This window comes from Streptomyces lothianensis, from assembly GCF_047779955.1.
Classification (GTDB): Bacteria; Actinomycetota; Actinomycetes; order Streptomycetales; family Streptomycetaceae; genus Streptomyces.
Genome location: NZ_JBLMKT010000012.1, coordinates 26151 through 42540 on the forward strand (window position 1 = coordinate 26151; position 16390 = coordinate 42540).

Annotated in this window: 15 protein-coding genes; 7 read left to right on the plus strand and 8 right to left on the minus strand. The window is 70.7% G+C overall.

Translation table 11 applies throughout. The features are described 5' to 3' along the window. Nucleotides 1-81 precede the first annotated feature (81 nt). On the minus strand, nt 82-1047 hold the full coding sequence (locus ACLF6P_RS01470; RefSeq protein WP_415947432.1) for a GlxA family transcriptional regulator: 966 nt from the start codon (nt 1045-1047) through the stop codon (nt 82-84). 52 nt (nt 1048-1099) lie between these two features. Here ACLF6P_RS01470 and ACLF6P_RS01475 point away from each other — a divergent pair, with 52 nt between their 5' ends. Continuing rightward, nucleotides 1100-1525, plus strand: a complete 426-nt coding sequence (locus ACLF6P_RS01475) for a cupin domain-containing protein (protein ID WP_415947433.1) — start codon at nt 1100-1102, stop codon at nt 1523-1525. Nucleotides 1526-1558: 33 nt separating this feature from the next. Here ACLF6P_RS01475 and ACLF6P_RS01480 read toward each other — a convergent pair whose 3' ends face one another. After that, entirely contained in the window at nt 1559-2524 is a 966-nt protein-coding gene (locus tag ACLF6P_RS01480) for a pirin family protein (RefSeq protein WP_415947434.1), read from the minus strand. 105 nt (nt 2525-2629) lie between these two features. After that, nucleotides 2630-3307 (minus strand): LysE family translocator, encoded by a 678-nt coding sequence (locus ACLF6P_RS01485; RefSeq protein WP_415947435.1) that lies wholly within the window; start codon nt 3305-3307, stop codon nt 2630-2632. A gap of 25 nt (nt 3308-3332) precedes the next feature. Between ACLF6P_RS01485 and ACLF6P_RS01490 the strand changes: the two genes are divergently transcribed. After that, nucleotides 3333-3857, plus strand: coding sequence for a CGNR zinc finger domain-containing protein (locus tag ACLF6P_RS01490; protein ID WP_415947436.1), 525 nt, complete (start codon nt 3333-3335; stop codon nt 3855-3857). 66 nt (nt 3858-3923) lie between these two features. Here the strand turns inward: ACLF6P_RS01490 and ACLF6P_RS01495 are convergent, their stop codons facing one another. Beyond that, nucleotides 3924-4478 (minus strand): Uma2 family endonuclease, encoded by a 555-nt coding sequence (locus tag ACLF6P_RS01495; RefSeq protein ID WP_415947437.1) that lies wholly within the window; start codon nt 4476-4478, stop codon nt 3924-3926. 41 nt (nt 4479-4519) lie between these two features. Next, entirely contained in the window at nt 4520-5062 is a 543-nt protein-coding gene (locus ACLF6P_RS01500; RefSeq protein WP_415947438.1) for an SseB family protein, read from the minus strand. Between the two features lie 172 nt (nt 5063-5234). Between ACLF6P_RS01500 and ACLF6P_RS01505 the strand changes: the two genes are divergently transcribed. The 3 genes from ACLF6P_RS01505 to ACLF6P_RS01515 all read left to right on the plus strand — a co-directional run bounded on the left by ACLF6P_RS01505 (nt 5235) and on the right by ACLF6P_RS01515 (nt 9411). Continuing rightward, nucleotides 5235-7067 (plus strand): acyl-CoA dehydrogenase, encoded by a 1833-nt coding sequence (locus ACLF6P_RS01505; protein ID WP_415947439.1) that lies wholly within the window; start codon nt 5235-5237, stop codon nt 7065-7067. A 141-nt stretch (nt 7068-7208) separates the two neighbouring features. Next, nucleotides 7209-8507, plus strand: coding sequence for a M18 family aminopeptidase (locus tag ACLF6P_RS01510; protein WP_415947440.1), 1299 nt, complete (start codon nt 7209-7211; stop codon nt 8505-8507). A gap of 175 nt (nt 8508-8682) precedes the next feature. Then, nucleotides 8683-9411, plus strand: coding sequence for a DUF4232 domain-containing protein (locus tag ACLF6P_RS01515; RefSeq protein WP_415947441.1), 729 nt, complete (start codon nt 8683-8685; stop codon nt 9409-9411). Between the two features lie 61 nt (nt 9412-9472). On the opposite strand, the gene ACLF6P_RS01520 is transcribed toward ACLF6P_RS01515, so the two are convergent. Together ACLF6P_RS01520 and ACLF6P_RS01525 are read right to left on the minus strand one after the other, a co-directional pair. Then, nucleotides 9473-11317, minus strand: coding sequence for an NHL domain-containing thioredoxin family protein (locus ACLF6P_RS01520; protein WP_415947442.1), 1845 nt, complete (start codon nt 11315-11317; stop codon nt 9473-9475). Further along, nucleotides 11314-14031: a tetratricopeptide repeat protein gene (locus ACLF6P_RS01525; protein ID WP_415947443.1), complete on the minus strand. Its 2718-nt coding sequence runs from the start codon at nt 14029-14031 to the stop codon at nt 11314-11316. Before ACLF6P_RS01525 ends, ACLF6P_RS01520 begins: the two co-directional genes overlap by 4 nt. A 232-nt stretch (nt 14032-14263) precedes the next feature. Between ACLF6P_RS01525 and ACLF6P_RS01530 the strand changes: the two genes are divergently transcribed. Further along, entirely contained in the window at nt 14264-14827 is a 564-nt protein-coding gene (locus ACLF6P_RS01530) for a hypothetical protein (protein WP_415947444.1), read from the plus strand. A 94-nt stretch (nt 14828-14921) separates the two neighbouring features. Further along, nucleotides 14922-15416 carry an LURP-one-related/scramblase family protein gene (locus ACLF6P_RS01535; protein WP_415947445.1) on the plus strand — a complete coding sequence of 165 codons (495 nt, stop codon included), beginning with the start codon at nt 14922-14924 and terminating at the stop codon, nt 15414-15416. Nucleotides 15417-15420: 4 nt separating this feature from the next. Here the strand turns inward: ACLF6P_RS01535 and ACLF6P_RS01540 are convergent, their stop codons facing one another. Beyond that, on the minus strand, nt 15421-16218 hold the full coding sequence (locus ACLF6P_RS01540) for a carbon-nitrogen family hydrolase (RefSeq protein WP_415947446.1): 798 nt from the start codon (nt 16216-16218) through the stop codon (nt 15421-15423). Between the last annotated feature and the right edge of the window lie 172 nt (nt 16219-16390).

The following is a 16390-nucleotide window of genomic DNA, read 5'->3' on the forward strand; positions in this document are numbered from 1 at the left end:
TTTCTTGACGCCTTCTGTCGGCCCGAAAGGTGGTCAGGGGTGGTCAGGGGTGCTCAGCAGCGCTCAGGGTATTCCGGCCGGTCAAGCCGTGAAGGTGCGCCGGTAGGCGGTCGGGGTCAGGCCCGTGTGGGTGGTGAGGCGGGTACGGAGGTTGGCGGCGGTGCCGAGGCCGCTTCGGTGGGCGACCTGGTCGATGGTCAGGGTGGTCTGTTCGAGGAGCCGGCGGGCGTGCTCGACACGGACGGCGGTCAGCCACTGGTTCGGGGTGCAGCCGAACTCGCTGCGGAAGCGGCGGTGCAGGGTCGCCGGGCTCATCGCCGCCCGGGAGGCGATGTCGGTGACCGTGATCGGGCCGGTCGCCCGCTGCTCGGCCCAGGCGAGCGCGGCCGCGAGCGGGCTCTCCGGCTCCTGCGGCAGCGGACGTTCGATGAACTGCCGCTGCCCGCCCGGCCGGTGCCCCGGGAACACGAGGCGGCGGGCGACGGCCGCCCCGGTCTCGGCGCCGTGGTCGCGGCGTACGACGTGGAGTGCGAGGTCGAGAGCGGCCGCGCTGCCGGCCGAGGTGAGGATGTCTCCGTCGTCGACGAAGAGGACGGCGTCGTCGACACGGACCCGTGGGTACCGGGCCCGGAACTCGTCGGCCCACTGCCAGTGCACCGTGACACGGCGCCCGTCCAGCACACCGGCCTCGGCGAGGGTGAACGCCCCGCTGCACATCCCGATCATCCGCGCCCCGCGGTCACCGGCGCGCGCGATGGCCCGGAGCACGTCGGGGTGGTGGGGTGCGGCCGTGTCGGGGCGGTTGGGGACGATCACCGTGTCCGCCTGTTCCACGGCCGAAAGGTCCGCGATGCCGGTCATCGCGAAGAAGCCCTGCCGCATGGACACCTCCGGCTCGCGTGCGCACATCCGGAAGTCGTAGAGCAGCCCGCCGGCCTCGGGCCGGTCGATACCCAGGACTTCGGTCAGGCATGCCAGCTCGAACGGGTTCGAGCCGTCGTCCACGAGAGCGACGACGGAGTGCAGGTGCGAGGAATCTTGCGGCATGCGCCATTCCTCGCACTGTCGGGGCGATGGGCGCAAGCCCGAGGATCGGGCCATGACGCACCGGACAACGAACATCGACACCGTCCTGGCCTCCTTCCAGGAGACCTGGAGCCCGCGGATCCTCACCCGCGTCAACGACTACGACGTCCGCCTCGCCAAGGTCGAGGGCGACTTCGTATGGCACTCCCACCCGGACACCGACGAGCTGTTCCTCGTGCTCGACGGCAGTCTCGACATCCGCCTGCGGGAGGCCGGAGCCGAGACCGCCGTACACCTCGAACGTCACGACGTCTTCGTCGTCCCGCGCGGAGTCGAGCACTGCCCTCGGTCGCCGGACGGCGCGAGCGTGCTGCTGCTCGAACCGGCCGGGACGCTCAGCACCGGCGACTATGTGGGAGAGGTTCCGGGTCACATCGACTCGACGACAGGAGTCGAGTCGACATCGGGCGGCGAGTCGACGACGGGCGGCGAGGTCTGACCCCCGGCACCCTCCGCACGGCGGCGACAGCACTCACGTGTGCGGCAGACGCTCCGTCGTCGGGATGACGCCCAGGCGGCCCGCCTGGAAGTCGTCGAAGGCCTGCTGGAGTTCGGCCCGGGTGTTCATGACGAACGGGCCGTAGTGGGCCATCGGTTCGCGGATCGGCTGCCCGCCGAGCAGGACGACCTCCAGGTCGGGCGTGTGCCCGTCCTGCTTCTCGTCCGCGCGGATGGTGAGCGAGCCTCCGTCGCCGAAGACCGCCGTCTGACCCAGGTGGATCGGTCGGCGCTCCTCGCCGACCGCGCCGCGTCCGGCCATGACGTACGCGAGGCCGTTGAAGTCCGGGCGCCAGGGGAGGGTGACCGAGGCACCGGGGCGGACGGTCGCGTGGATCATCGTGATCGGCGTGTGGGTGATGCCCGGGCCCTCGTGCCCGTCCAGCTCACCGGCGATGACGCGGAGCAGCGCGCCGCCGTCGGGGGAGCTGAGGAGCTGGACCTGGCCGCCGCGGATGTCCTGGTAGCGGGGGTTCATCATCTTGTCCTTGGCGGGCAGGTTCACCCACAGCTGCAGCCCGTGGAAGAGGCCGCCGGACATGACGAGGCTCTCCGGCGGGGCCTCGATGTGGAGCAGGCCGCTGCCGGCGGTCATCCATTGGGTATCGCCGTTGCGGATGGTGCCGCCTCCGCCGTTGGAGTCCTGGTGCACGAAGGTGCCGTCGATCAGGTACGTGACGGTCTCGAAGCCGCGGTGCGGATGCCAGGGGGTTCCCTTCGGCTCGCCCGCTTCGTACTCCACCTCGCCCATCTGGTCCATCATGATGAACGGGTCGAGGTACTTGTAGTTGATGCCCGCGAAGGCGCGGCGCACCGGGAAGCCCTCGCCCTCGAAGCCGGACGGTGCGTCCACCACGGCCAGGACCTTGCGCGCCGGCGCATCGGCGGGGGCGGTCACCTTGGGCAGGGTCAGCGGGTTCTCGACGGTCACTGCAGGCATGGTCGGTACCTCCTTCGCAGGTTCGAGAATAGTTGAATCTCGAACTTCCTGCCACCTGGAACATGGCAGACCCCGGAGGAATTCCCCCGGACGCGCACAGCTCCCTCAGACCCGGGCCCGCACCGGCACCTCGCGGGCCAGCAGCAGGGCGACGGCGCCCAGGAGCGTTCCGGTGATGCGGCGCTGCACGGTGGCCAGGCTCGGGCGCGCGGCGAGGAAGGCGGCGACGGTGCCCGCGGCGAGGACGATCAGGGCGTTGACGGTGAGACTCACGGCGATCTGGACCGAGCCGAGCACCAGGCCCTGTACGGCGGGGTGGCCGCGCTGCGGGTCGATGAACTGCGGGATCAGGGTCAGGTACATGATCGCCGCCTTGGGGTTGAGCAGGTTCGTGAGCAGACCCATGCGGAAGAGGCGGGACGGGCTGTCGCGGGGGACGTCCCGGACCTCGAAGAGGGCCCGCCCGCCCGGACGCAGGGCCTGCCAGGCGAGGTGCGCGAGGTAGAGGACCCCTGCGGCCTTGAAGGCGATGAACAGCCAGGGCACGGCGACGAAGACGACCGCGAGGCCGAGGTTGGCCATCAGCAGGTACACGACGAAGCCGAGTCCGGTACCGGCCAGCGAGACAAGGCCTGCGGTGCGGCCCTGGCCGATGCTGCGCGAGACCAGGTAGACCATGTTCGGCCCCGGGGTCAGGACCATGGCCAGCGCGGTGAGCGCCATGGCGAGGACGGCTGCAGTGGAGACGGGCGCGGACGGCAGGGTGAGCTGGGCGAGCGGCATGGCGTCACCCTGATGTAATGCCCTTGTGCATCTCAACCCTTACGGGGAGTACGCGGTGCTCCTCGCCGGTTCCCTGGCCGACGACTGGCCCGCCACGCGGTCCGGGATCGTGGAGCGGACCCGTGCGTACGGCATGACGATGGCCTTCCCGGAGCGGGCCGACGACCACGCCCGCTGCCGGGCCGTACTCGACGACTGGCTGCGGATCGTCGACGCGCCCGGCCCGGACGAGCGGGCGGCACTCCTCAACGCGCAGATGGCCGCGGCCACGGCGTACCCGCGGATGACCGACCACAACGGCGAGGGCTGGCATCTGCACTACCGCGACGTGGACGACGACCTGCCGCGCGTGCTGCACGCCGTCCTCAGCGTGGGCACCGCCCTGCACCTGACCACGCGCGGCATGCACCGCCTCGGCCGCTGCGCGGCGGCCCCGTGCACGAACGTCGTCGTGGACGTCTCCCGCAACGGCACCCGGCGCTACTGCTCACCGCGCTGCGGCAGCCGCGACGCCGTCCGCCGCCACCGGGCCCGCCGAAGCGGGCGCTGACGGCCTCGGACCGGGCGGGGACGGCCCGGCTCGGCCGTGCGTACGGACTGCTGGTCAGCGTGCTGGTCAGCGGGTCCCGGTCTCGGGCTCCGGGCGGGGGAGCTCGTCGAGGTCGAGAGTGAAGGTGCGGCCGTCCGCCAGGGGGATGGGGAGCTTGCCCGTGCCGTACTTGTGGGTCTGCGCGGTGATGTAGCCGGTGGCGGTCGGCTGGGTGTGGAGGACGACTTCCTGGGCGTAGGGGTCCACGACCAGGTAGACGGGAATGCCGTAGCGGCCGTACTTCGCGGTGCAGTCGTCGTAGTCCTTGCGGGCGGACGAGGTCGAGACGACTTCGGAGATCAGCAGGACGTCTTCGAAGCCGTAGCGCTTGCCTTCCCGGCGGGCGTCCTCGCGGAAGATGGCCAGGTCGGGGGCGGAGTTCTCGTCGGCCGGGAAATCGACGTAAACGTCGGAGGCGGTCTTCGCATGACGCCCGAGGGACACGATCGTGTCGTATTGCATTGCCTTGATCGTGCTCGAGTGCTCGAGGCTCTGCGGGGTCATGATCACCTTCCCGTCGGCACCGAAGAAGACCGTGTACCCCTCGGGGAACTCGGTGTGCACGATCGCGTCCACGCTCATGTGACGACTCCTTCCCGTGTGCAGCCAGGATACGGCGGAGGTCAGCCGTACATCCGCCGCATCGCGAAGTCGACCATCTCCTCCACGGCCTTCGCGTCGAAGACCATGCGGTGCTCGCCCTCCATGTCGAGGACGAAGCCGTAGCCGGTGGGGAGGAGGTCGATGACCTCGGCGCCGGTGATGACGAAGTACTTGGACTCCTTGCCCGCGTACCGGCGCAGCTCCTTGAGGGAGGTGAACATCGGAATGACCGGCTGCTGGGTGTTGTGCAGGGCCAGGAAGCCGGGGTTGTCGCCGCGCGGGCAGTAGACCTTCGACGTGGCGAATATCTGCTGGAAGTCCTCGGCGGCCATCGAGCCGGTCGTGAAGGCGCGCACGGCGTCCGCGAGGGAGGGCGGGGACGGCTCGGGATAGAGCGGTGCCTGCTGGCCGTATCCGCCGGCCACGCCGCCGCCCGGCATGGCTCCGGGCGCGCCGCCCTGCATGCCGCCGGGTACGCCGCCCGGCATCCCGCCCGGCATGTGCTGGCCGCCCTGGGGCGGTGCGTACTGCTGCCCACCGGGGTTCTGGTCGTAGCCGTACATGGCCACGAGCGTACTGGGTCACCGGATGGCGACGGTCACAGATGGCGGGTTTGGGGTTGCGCCTTATTACCGACGGGTAGCATCATGGTTGTTACCAGTTGGTACGCATACGAGGATCCTGCCGGAGCAACGGTGTGATCCGCCCACTCCCGGACTTAACGGAGCCGTCGCCATGGGGCACTACAAGTCGAATCTCCGCGACATCGAGTTCAACCTCTTCGAGGTGCTCGGCCGCGACAAGCTGTACGGCACCGGCCCGTTCGCGGAGATGGACACCGACACCGCCAAGAGCGTGCTCGCCGAGCTCACCCGCCTCGCGGAGAACGAGCTGGCCGAGTCCTTCGCCGACGCCGACCGCAACCCGCCGGTCTTCGACCCGGAGACCAACACGGCCCCGGTCCCGGCCTCCTTCAAGAAGTCGTACAAGGCGTTCATGGACTCCGAGTACTGGCGTCTGGGCCTGCCCGAGGAGATCGGCGGCACCACCGCCCCGCCGTCCCTGATCTGGGCGTACGCGGAGCTGATCCTCGGCGCGAACCCGGCGATCTGGATGTACTCCTCCGGCCCGGCGTTCGCCCGGATCCTCTTCGAGGAGGGCACCGAGGAGCAGAAGAAGTGGGCGAAGATCGCCGTCGACAAGCTCTGGGGCTCCACGATGGTCCTCACCGAGCCGGACGCCGGCTCGGACGTGGGCGCGGGCCGCACCAAGGCCGTGCAGCAGCCTGACGGCTCCTGGCACATCGAGGGCGTGAAGCGCTTCATCACCTCCGGTGAGCACGACATGGAGGAGAACATCCTCCACTACGTCCTCGCCCGCCCCGAGGGCCACGGCCCCGGCACCAAGGGCCTGTCCCTCTTCCTCGTCCCGAAGTACCACTTCGACTTCGAGACCGGCGAGCTGGGCGAGCGCAACGGCGTCTACGCCACCAACGTCGAGCACAAGATGGGCCTCAAGGCCTCCAACACCTGTGAGATGACCTTCGGCGACCAGGCCGACAAGCCGGCCGTCGGCTGGCTCATCGGTGACAAGCACGACGGCATCCGCCAGATGTTCCGCATCATCGAGTTCGCCCGCATGATGGTCGGTACGAAGGCGATCTCCACGCTCTCGACGGGTTACCTGAACGCCCTGGAGTACGCCAAGGAGCGCGTGCAGGGTCCCGACCTGGCGAAGTTCATGGACAAGACCGCGCCGAAGGTCACCATCACGCACCACCCCGACGTGCGCCGCTCGCTGATGACGCAGAAGGCGTACGCGGAGGGCATGCGCGCCCTCGTGCTGCACACGGCCTCCGTGCAGGACGAGATCGCCCTCAAGGAAGCGGCCGGCGAGGACACCGCCCAGGCCGAGGCGCTCAACGACCTGCTCCTGCCGATCGTCAAGGGCTACGGCTCCGAGAAGGGCTACGAGCAGCTCGCCCAGTCGCTGCAGACCTTCGGCGGCTCCGGCTTCCTGCAGGAGTACCCGATCGAGCAGTACATCCGCGACGCGAAGATCGACACCCTCTACGAGGGCACGACCGCGATCCAGGGCCAGGACTACTTCTTCCGGAAGATCGTCCGCAACCAGGGCGCGGCGCTGAACTCGCTCGCCGAGGAGATCAAGAAGTTCCTCGCGGTGAACACCGGCGGCGAGGAGCTCGCCACCGCGCGCGGGCAGCTCGCCAAGGCCGCCGCCGAGCTGGAGGCCATCGTCGGCCTCATGCTCACCGACCTCGCGGCGACCGAGAAGGACGTCCGCGAGATCTACAAGGTCGGTCTCAACACGACCCGCCTGCTGCTCGCCTCCGGTGACGTCGTCGTCGGCTACCTGCTGCTGCGCAACGCCGCGGTGGCCGCCGAGAAGCTGCCGAACGCCTCCTCGAAGGACGTCGCCTTCTACACCGGCAAGATCGCGGCCGCGAAGTTCTTCGCCGCCAACGTCCTGCCCGGCGTCACGGGTGCCCGCAAGCTCGCCGAGGGCGTGGACCTGGACCTGATGGACCTGGACGAGGCCGCTTTCTGATCCCTCGTCCGCCGCACGTGACGGCCCGCCCCGGTCGGGGGGCGGGCCGTTCACGTTTCCGCGCCGCACAGGCGCCGGATACGCCGACCCCGAATTCCCGGCCCCCGGCGGCGTGTCGGTAACGGTCGTTAAGGTGAAGCCATGAGCAGCAGCGCAGCCGCCCGGTTCGACCGTGGGCACACCGATGACCTGATGACCTATCTCGCCGCCAGCCCCACGCCCTACCACGCGGTCGCGAGCGCGGCCGAGCGGCTGGAGAAGGCCGGGTTCCGGCAGGTGGACGAAGAGGCCGCGTGGGACGGCTCAAGCGGCGGGAAGTACGTGCTGCGCGGCGGCGCGCTCATCGCCTGGTACGTGCCCGAGGGCGCCTCGGCGCACACCCCGTTCCGCATCGTCGGCGCGCACACCGACTCCCCCAACCTGCGCGTGAAGCCGCTGCCGGACTCCGGTGCGTACGGCTGGCGGCAGGTCGCCGTGGAGATCTACGGCGGCCCGCTGCTCAACTCCTGGCTGGACCGGGACCTCGGGCTCGCCGGGCGCCTCTCGCTGCGCGACGGCAGCACCCGGCTCGTCAACGTCGGGCGCCCGCTGCTTCGCGTACCGCAGCTCGCGATCCACATGGACCGCGGGATCTACGACAAGGGCCTGCAGCTCGACAAGCAGAAGCACATGCAGCCCGTCTGGGGCCTCGGCGAGACGAGCGAGGGCGACCTGATCTCCTTCCTGGAGGAGGAGAACGGAATCGCGGCCGGTGACGTGACCGGCTGGGACCTGATGGTGCACTCCATCGAACCGCCCGCCTACCTCGGCCGCGACAAGGAACTCCTCGCGGGACCGCGGATGGACAACCTCCTTTCCGTGCACGCCGGAACGGCCGCGCTCACCGCCGCGGCCCACTCGGGCAGCCTGAACCACATCCCGGTCCTCGCCGCCTTCGACCACGAGGAGAACGGCTCCCAGTCCGACACCGGCGCAGACGGACCGCTGCTCGGCAGCGTCCTTGAGCGTTCCGTGTTCGCGCGCGGCGGCACGTACGAGGACAGGGCGCGGGCCTTCGCGGGCACCGTCTGCCTGTCCTCCGACACCGGGCACGCCATCCACCCCAACTACGCCGAGCGGCACGACCCGACGCACCACCCGCGCGCCAACGGCGGCCCGATCCTCAAGGTCAACGTCAACAACCGCTACGCCACGGACGGTTCGGGCCGCGCCGTCTTCGTCGACGCCTGCGAACGCGCCGGCGTCCCGTACCAGCACTTCGTCTCCAACAACGCGATGCCCTGCGGCACCACGATCGGCCCGATCACGGCCGCGCGGCACGGCATCAAGACGGTCGACATCGGCGTCGCGATCCTGTCCATGCACAGTGCCCGTGAGCTCTGCGGCTCGGACGACCCGCATCTGCTCGCCAGTGCGCTGACGACGTTCCTGGAGAGCTGAGGACGCTTCGACACCGGCCGTGCCCCGGCCGTACGGAACTGCGGGCGCGACCCGTGTCGTCTTCGTGCCCGGGGCGGCCCTCCCGGACGGAAACGACACCTACGAGGACCGTGCCCACCGGGGGTACGGTCCTCGTGCCCGTCACACCACCCATTCCGGCTCGGGGGATTCATCCATGCGTACGAAGCTGCGTCGGCGCGCCGCACTCACCATCGCCGCCACGGCCGCCACCGGCCTGGTCCTGTCCGGCTGCTCGGGCTCGGGGTCCGGGCACAAGTCGAAGGGCAAGAACCGCGGCTCGTCCTCACGCGGCTCGTCCTCCGTCGGGAAGTCCTCCGGTTCCTCGTCCGTCGGGAAGTCCTCCGGCGGGGTGGGCAAGGACGACGACCACGCCACGTCGACGGGTGGCACGAGCACGGGCGGCACGAGCACGGGCGGCACGAGCACGGGCGGCACAAGCACCGGCAGCAGGTCCGGGCCGTGTACGAGCAGCGAGACGAGGATGTCGGTCCGGGCCGTGTCCCGCCCGGTCAACTACCGGCTGATCACCCTCACCAACACCTCGAAGCGCACCTGCACCGTGCTCTCCTACCCGGTGGTGAGCTTCGCCCCGGACCTCGACGGCACGGCGGAGGCCTTCGCGGGCTCCAGGCCGCAGGCCGTCGTCACGCTGAAGCCCGGCGCCTCCGCGTACGCCGGGCTCAACACCAGCCCGGCCAACCGGGCGGACGACGGCAACAAGCCGCACGCCAAGACGCTCGCCGTCGACCTGATCAGCAAGGTCGAGGCGAACGGCTCGACCCGCCAGTTCGGCCGCCCTCAGACCGTCCGGGTCGGCGACCTGTTCGTGTACGAGCCGAAGGTGACGTACTGGCAGCAGAACCAGGCGGCCGCGCTGCGCTGAGCAAGGGGCCCGCGCAGGGCGGCACGCAGATCCGCTGGCGGCGGTCCCTGCCGACGCCGTCCTACGCGTCCATCCCCGCGAGCACCAGCGCCAGCCGGTCCGTCGCGCCCTCGGCGAGGCGGACCGGGACGCCCCAGTCCTGCTGGTGGACATGGCAGGCCGGGTACTCGTTCGCGGGGTCGTCGTCGCAGGAGGCCGCCATCGCCGAGACATGCAGCACGCCCTCCGGCACGGCGGGGTTCAGCTCAAGGCCGCGGCTGAGGTCCGTGTCCGCGCCCTCGCCCGAGAGCAGCAGCTCCGGCGGCGTGGACGAGACGAGCAGCCGGGTCGACGGGCCGTACCTGGTGTCGAGCTTCTGCCCCGTCGGCGCCTGGAAGACCACGTCCAACCGCAGCTTGCCCGGCGCGACTTCGGTCGCGGCCCGCTGCGTACGGTGGGCCACCGCCTCCACCCGTACGGCCTCCTCCGGCAGCCGCAGCCGGGTCAGCCGGTGGCGGGCCGACTCGACCACCACGATGTCGTCCCCGGCCAGCACGGCGGCGCTGGGCTCACGCAAATCCGTGGCCAGCGTGGTGACTTCGCCGCCCGAGCCACCCGCGCCGCCCGCCGGGTCGTAGCGGCGCAGCGCGTGGTTGTACGTGTCGCTGACCGCGACCGAGCCGTCGGGGAGCGCCGTGACGCCCAACGGGTGCTGCAGAAGCGCCTGGTCGGCGGCCCCGTCGCGGTGGCCGAAGTCGAAGAGGCCGGTTCCGACGGCCGTGTGGACGGTCCGGTCCCGGTCGATCCAGCGCAGCGCGCTCGTCTCCGAGTCGGCGATCCACAGCCGGTCCTCGGTGGCCGCGAGACCGGAGGGCTGGGCGAACCAGGACTCGGCCGCGGGCCCGTCGACCAGGCCCTCGTTGGTCGTACCGGCCGCGACCCGCACGCTCCCGTCCGCCGGGTCGTACGTCCACAGCTGGTGCACCCCGGCCATCGCGATCCACACCAGGGAGTCGAACCAGGCCACGTCCCACGGCGAGGACAGGTCCACCTCGCGCGCGGGCCCGGAGGTGGGCGAGCCCTGCCACCACTGCCGCCCGGTCCCGGCCACCGTCTCCACCGCGCCGGTCTCCGGGTCGTACGTGCGCAGCGCGTGGTTGACCGTATCGGCGACGATCACCCGCCCGTCCGGCAGCAGCGCGAGCCCCTGCGGCTCGCTGAACCGCGCCTCGCCCGGGCCGCCGTCCGCGAGCCCCCGCTCCCCGCTGCCGATCCGCCGAACGACCGTCTCGCCGTCCTCCGCCAACTCCACCAGCTGGTGCCGGGTCGTGTCCGAAACCAGGAAATTCCCGCCCGGCAGCAGCAGCGCCTTGCCGGGGAAACGCAGATCGCTCGCGACCGGCTCCGGCGGCACATACGGCCCGTCCCCGCGCCGCAGCGTCCCCTTCGCCTCGTGCTCGGCCTCCAGCTCCTCGACCAGCTTCGCGATCGCGTGCGCATGCCCCTCACCGGCGTGCTGCGCGACCACGTACCCCTCGGGATCGATGACGACCAGCGTCGGCCAGGCCCGTACGGCGTACTGCTTCCAGGTGCTCAGCTCGGGATCGTCGAGCACGGGGTGGTGCACCTCGTACCGCTCGACGGCATCGACGACGGCCGCGTGCTCGGCCTCGTGCACGAACTTCGGCGAGTGCACCCCGACGATCACCAGGGTGTCCTTGTGCTTCTCCTCCAGCTCACGGAGCTCGTCGAGGACGTGCAGGCAGTTCACACAGCAGAAGGTCCAGAAATCGACGACAACGCACTTACCGCGCAGGTCGGCGAGGGTGAGCTCTTTGCCCCCCGTATTGAGCCAGCCGCCCTTGCCGGTCAGCTCGGGGGCACGGACTCGGGCGCGGCGCGGGGCAGGGGAGGCAGCGTTGTTCATGCTTCAAGGGTGCCATCCCCGGACGGCAGGGCCGCCACCCATTCCGGGGAGGGAGAGCCGTCGGGATCCAGACCGTGTGGCCAGTGCTCGTGGAACCGGAAGGTCCTGGCCACATGCATCGTGGTGAACTCACCGGTCCAGACGGATTGATGCACGCCGTCCGACCCGCCGGCGTCGGCGAGTTTCAGGGCCAGGGCCTGCGCCCCTTCGGCATCCCCCGCGTCCTCGCGCAGTCTGATCAGAAGAACCAGGGGAAACGTGCTGTCGAGGTCGATCGCCGTCATCGCCATGCGCTCGGCGCCCTCGTGGGCCCCCGCCTCCTCACACATGCGTGTCAGCTGCAGAAGTATCTCCACGTCCTCGCTCCGGACGGCCCGCTGGACGAGGGCGTCCAGTCCCTCCAGGTCCTCCGCCTTCCGGCGAGCACGGGCCAGATGCATCAGTCCGCCGATCGCGTGCCGGTCCGCCGCTCGCCAGGCCATGTCCTCGGCCCCGCGTCGGTCTCCCGCGTCCTCCAGGATCATTGCGAGGAGACCCAGGACGGTGCCTTCGGCACCCTTCTCCTCGGCTTCCCCGAGGAGGGCGTCGAGGCCCGTACCGTCCCCTGCCCGCCTTCGCCCATGGGCCAGGTGCGCCAGGGCAGCGCGGGAACCCGCGTCCGCGGCCTCCCGGAAGAAGGCGTCGGCGCCCTCGTCGTCGCTCGTGCTCTGCAGCATCAACGCCAGGATGACCAGGCCGTCCGGGTGACCGGCCGCCGCAGCCGCCCGCGCGGAGGCCTGCGCTCCCTCCCGGTCACCGGCTCGGCTGTGCAGTTGTGTCAGAAGCACATGCGCGCCTGACTCGCCGGCCTCAACGGCCCGTCGGTACAGTGCTTCGGCGCCTTCGAGGTCATCCTCCCTCTCCCGCAGCCCGCCCAGTGCCGTCAGGGCATGGGCGACGCCGGCGTCGACAGCCGCCTGGTAGTAGTGCGCGGCACCTACGAGGTCACCCCGCTGTTGACGCAGGTCGCCGAGGCGCATCAGCGCGTCGGTGTCGCCGCTCTGCGCAGCCAGCAGCTCGAACATCTCCTGCAACGCCGCCACGGCGTCGGGGTCGCCTTCGGAGACCCGGTCGAGGAAGGCCCTGCCGGCCTCGTCCCGCGCCACGACGGGAGCCCAGCTCACTTCGAACGGCGAATCCTCGTCGTCGGAAACCGGCATCAGCACGGCTTCGGGGCCTCCCTGACCCTCCTTCAGCTTCCGCAGGCGGGCGAGTTCATGCCCGGCGTCGGTGCTGCCCGCGTCTTCGGCCTGGCGGAACAGCCTCTCGCCCTCTTCCACGGCGCCCCGGTCCAGCTTCAGGCGTGCCAGCCGGATCAGCGCGTCGGTGCTCCCCGCGTCCGCGGCCCGCCGGTACAGCTCCTCGGCCTCTTCCACCGCCCCCTCATCCTGCTTCAGACCCGCCAGCCGGATCAGCGCATCGGTGCTCCCCGCGTCCGCGGCCCGCCGGTACAGCCGCTCGGCCTCTTCCACGGCACCTGCCGTGGTGCGCATGGCTGCCAGCCGAAGCGTTGCTTCCTGGTCGCCGTCCTGGACACACCGGAGCAGCAGGTGGTGAGCCCACTGAAGGCGGTGGCGGTCCGAGGCCGCCTGTGCCAGGGCGATGAGGTCGTCGGACCGGGTGAGGTGGTTGAGTGCGGCCTCCCAGAAGGACGCGGGGGGACAGGATCGTCTGCGTGAGTCGCGTCCGTGTTCGTCGAGGTAGTCGGCGAGGCGGAACGTGGGACCGGACACCGCGGTGTGGGCTGGACGCTGTGTCGGGGTGCCCGGGGAACGACGGGTCGGACGCTGGTTGGTACGGCGCAGGGGCGCCTGCTTGCCGTGCACCAGCCGTGCGAGGTCGGCGAAGGCCGCCTCGGCCCAGTCCGTGGTGAGCTGGTCATAGTCGTCGTCGGCCAGGTAGTCGATGGCCGCATCCGTCAGAAAGGCCTGCGGGAGCTGGAGGCCGACGCCCAGGCGGCGGGCGTCCATCGCCGCCTCCAGCACAGCCCGGCAGGCGGGCGAACCCTGTTCGAAGCGGCGCAGGAGTTCCGGGGCTCCGGCCAGGTCCTGCGTGACCCGCCCGTGCACGCGGGCGCGGCTGAGCGAGTCCGCGAGGAGTTCGTCGCCGTCCTGCGCGTACGACTCCGCCGTACGCAGGTCTCGTTCGTCGAAGGCGTCGGGAACAGTCAGGACGCGACCGGTCAGAAGTGCCCGGGCCTGACTGTGGGGATCTTCGCCGCCGGGATCCGGCAGGCTCAGGTACCGGTCGGCGTGGTCGGGCCACAGGGTGCCGAGGACCAGGAGAGGCCCGTGGTCGGGGTGGCTGAGGAGGCGTTGCAGCGCGGCCGCGACCTTCTCCCCGTGCCGGGGGTGGCCGAGGTAGTGCTGGGAGTCGTTGAGCCAGACCACGGTGCGCGACGGCACCCGGTCGAGAACCGTCGGTACGGCCGGATCGCGGCCGGAGGGGACCGGTGGCCGCCAGAGGCGCCACCCCAGATCCGCGAGTGGCTGGACGGCCTCCCAGCACGCCCGGGTCTTGCCCGTCGACGACGAGCCGACCAGCACCACCATGCGGCTGTGGCCGTGTGAGGCTTCTTCGACGACCTCGGCGAGCGTTTCGTCGTGGCCGCGCCTGACGTAGCGTGGCAGGGTGCGCGCGGCCAGACCGCCTGGAGCCGTGCCGGCCGGATGCACGTCCAGATCGAGTGGGTTCCATGCCTGGATCGACCGTCCCGGTCCATCGTCTCCGGAGGGCCGCCCGGCCCTGTCCCGTCCCTCTTCCACCACATCGCCCCCGGCCCTCTGCCCGATTCCCGCCTTCATCCTGCCCCGCGGCACCCGGGCACGAACGGCATCGCGGTGAGGTTCGGAACCGCAGCGGTTTCGACCGCGAACGGCTCGGGCAGATCCGCAGACGGGAGGGCGTGTGGACCAGGAGTTGGTGACGGCCTTGGTCGCGGCGGGCTCCGCGCTGGCCGGCGGAGGGCTCACGGGCTGGTTCACCCTGGGCGCCGCCAGGCGTCAGGCGGATGCGGCATGGGCGGCCGGGCAGCGGCAGGCGGACGCCGCATGGGCGGCCGGAAGCAGGCAGGCGGATGCCGCGTGGGCGGCGGGGCAGCAGCAGGCCGACGCCCAACTGGCTGTCGCCCGGCAGGCGATGCGGGAACAGGCGCGTGCGGTCGAACGCGATATGCGCCGCTCGGCCTACAGCGCGTTCCTCGGGAAGGCGGAAACCGCGCACCAGGCGAAACTCGCCTATCAGGCGGTCGTGGGCACGCCGTCGGCGGCGACGCGGATGCAGGAGCTGGCGGCCGCGATGAACACACTCAACGGTGCCCTGAACCTGGTGAGGCTGGAAGGGCCCGACCCTGTGGTCGCGGCCGCGGAAACCCTGACGGGACACCTCACTCCCACCGCCGCACCCACGTCGTACGAGACGGACCGTGGCGCTTTCGTCGCCGTCGCCCGCGCTGCGGTGAGCGCGCCCTGAGGGCTGTTCCGGCCCGAGCCACCACTCTTGCGGACCCGAGCCGCCACTCGTGCGGGCCCGCTCAGCTCCGCGTCCGCCGGGTACGCATAGCGGCATGAAATTTCTCGTACGCGACCGGATCTTCGGGATCGGGGACGACTACTGGATCGAGGACGAGCAGGGGCGCAAGGCCTTCCTCGTCGACGGCAAGGCGATGCGGCTCAAGGAGACCTTCGAGCTCAAGGATCCGCAGGGGCGGGTGCTCATCGACATCCGCGAGAAGATGTTCGCCCTGCGGGACACGATGACCGTCGAGCGGGACGGCGAGGCGCTCGCGAGCGTGAAGAAGAAGCGGTTCTCGCTGCTGCGCAACCACTATCGCGTGGAGCTCGTGGACGGCACCGAGCTGGATGTCAGCGGGCGGATCCTCGACCGCGAGTTCGTCATCGAGTACGAGGGCGAGATGCTCGCGCACATCTCGAAGCGGTGGCTGCGGCTGCGGGACACGTACGGCGTCGATGTCGTACGGGAGGAGGCCGATCCGGCGCTGATGATCGCGCTGGCGGTGTGTGTGATCCGGCTGGCGGAGAAGGAGGGGCTGGGGGACTGAGGTCTCAGCCGCGAGGCGGTGTGGCCAGGCCCAGGACGCGGTCCTTGAGGGCAGGAAACTGCTCCCGGGTGGCGCGTACGCGGGCCGGGTCGAAGTCCACCCGCAGCACCTCCTCGCCGGGCCCTGCCTCGCCGAGGATCTCGCCCCACGGGTCCACCGCGAGGGAGTGCCCGGCCTGTTCGACGCCCGCGTGGGTGCCCGCCGTGCCAGTCGCGAGGACGTAGCACTGGTTCTCGACCGCCCGCGCCTGCGCGAGCAGCGTCCAGTGGGCGCGGCGGCGCTCGGGCCAGCCGGCCGAGACGACGAGGGTCTCGGCGCCGCGGTCGACGAGCGTGCGGTACAGCTCGGGGAAGCGCAGGTCGTAGCAGGTGGTGATGCCGAGCGTGGTCTGCGGGAGCACGGCGGTGACCGGTTCGGTGCCCGCGCCCATCATGACGGCCTCGCCCTTGTCGAAGCCGAAGCGGTGGATCTTGCGGTAGGTGGCGGCGAGTTCGCCGTCGGGGCTCAGGATCAGCGCGGTGTTGTAGAGGGTGCCGTCGGCGGCGCGTTCCACGATCGAGCCCGCGTGCAGCCAGACGCCCGCATCGCGCGCGGCCTTCGCCATCGCGGTGTGCGTGGGGCCGTCGAGGGATTCGGCCTCGTCCGTGAAGAGTTCGTAGGCGAAGGCCCCGACGGGCCACAGCTCGGGCAGCACCACGAGGTCGGCGTCCGACTCCTCCCGTACGAGAGAAGCGGCCCGCTCACGGCGGGTATCGGCCGAGTCGTCCGGGTTTACCGCGATCTGGATGAGCGAGGCGCGCACAGTACCACCGTCCTGGCATTCGAACCGGCAGGCCACGCGAGAACAGCGCCTACGATCGTCAGTCGAAAGCACTGCGTGGGGCCCTCGCGGCAGCGTAACTTAAGGTGCGCGAGAGCCTCCCCCGCAGACTCCAGTCCGATGCCGATATCGATGCCGATGCAGAACGTCTTCG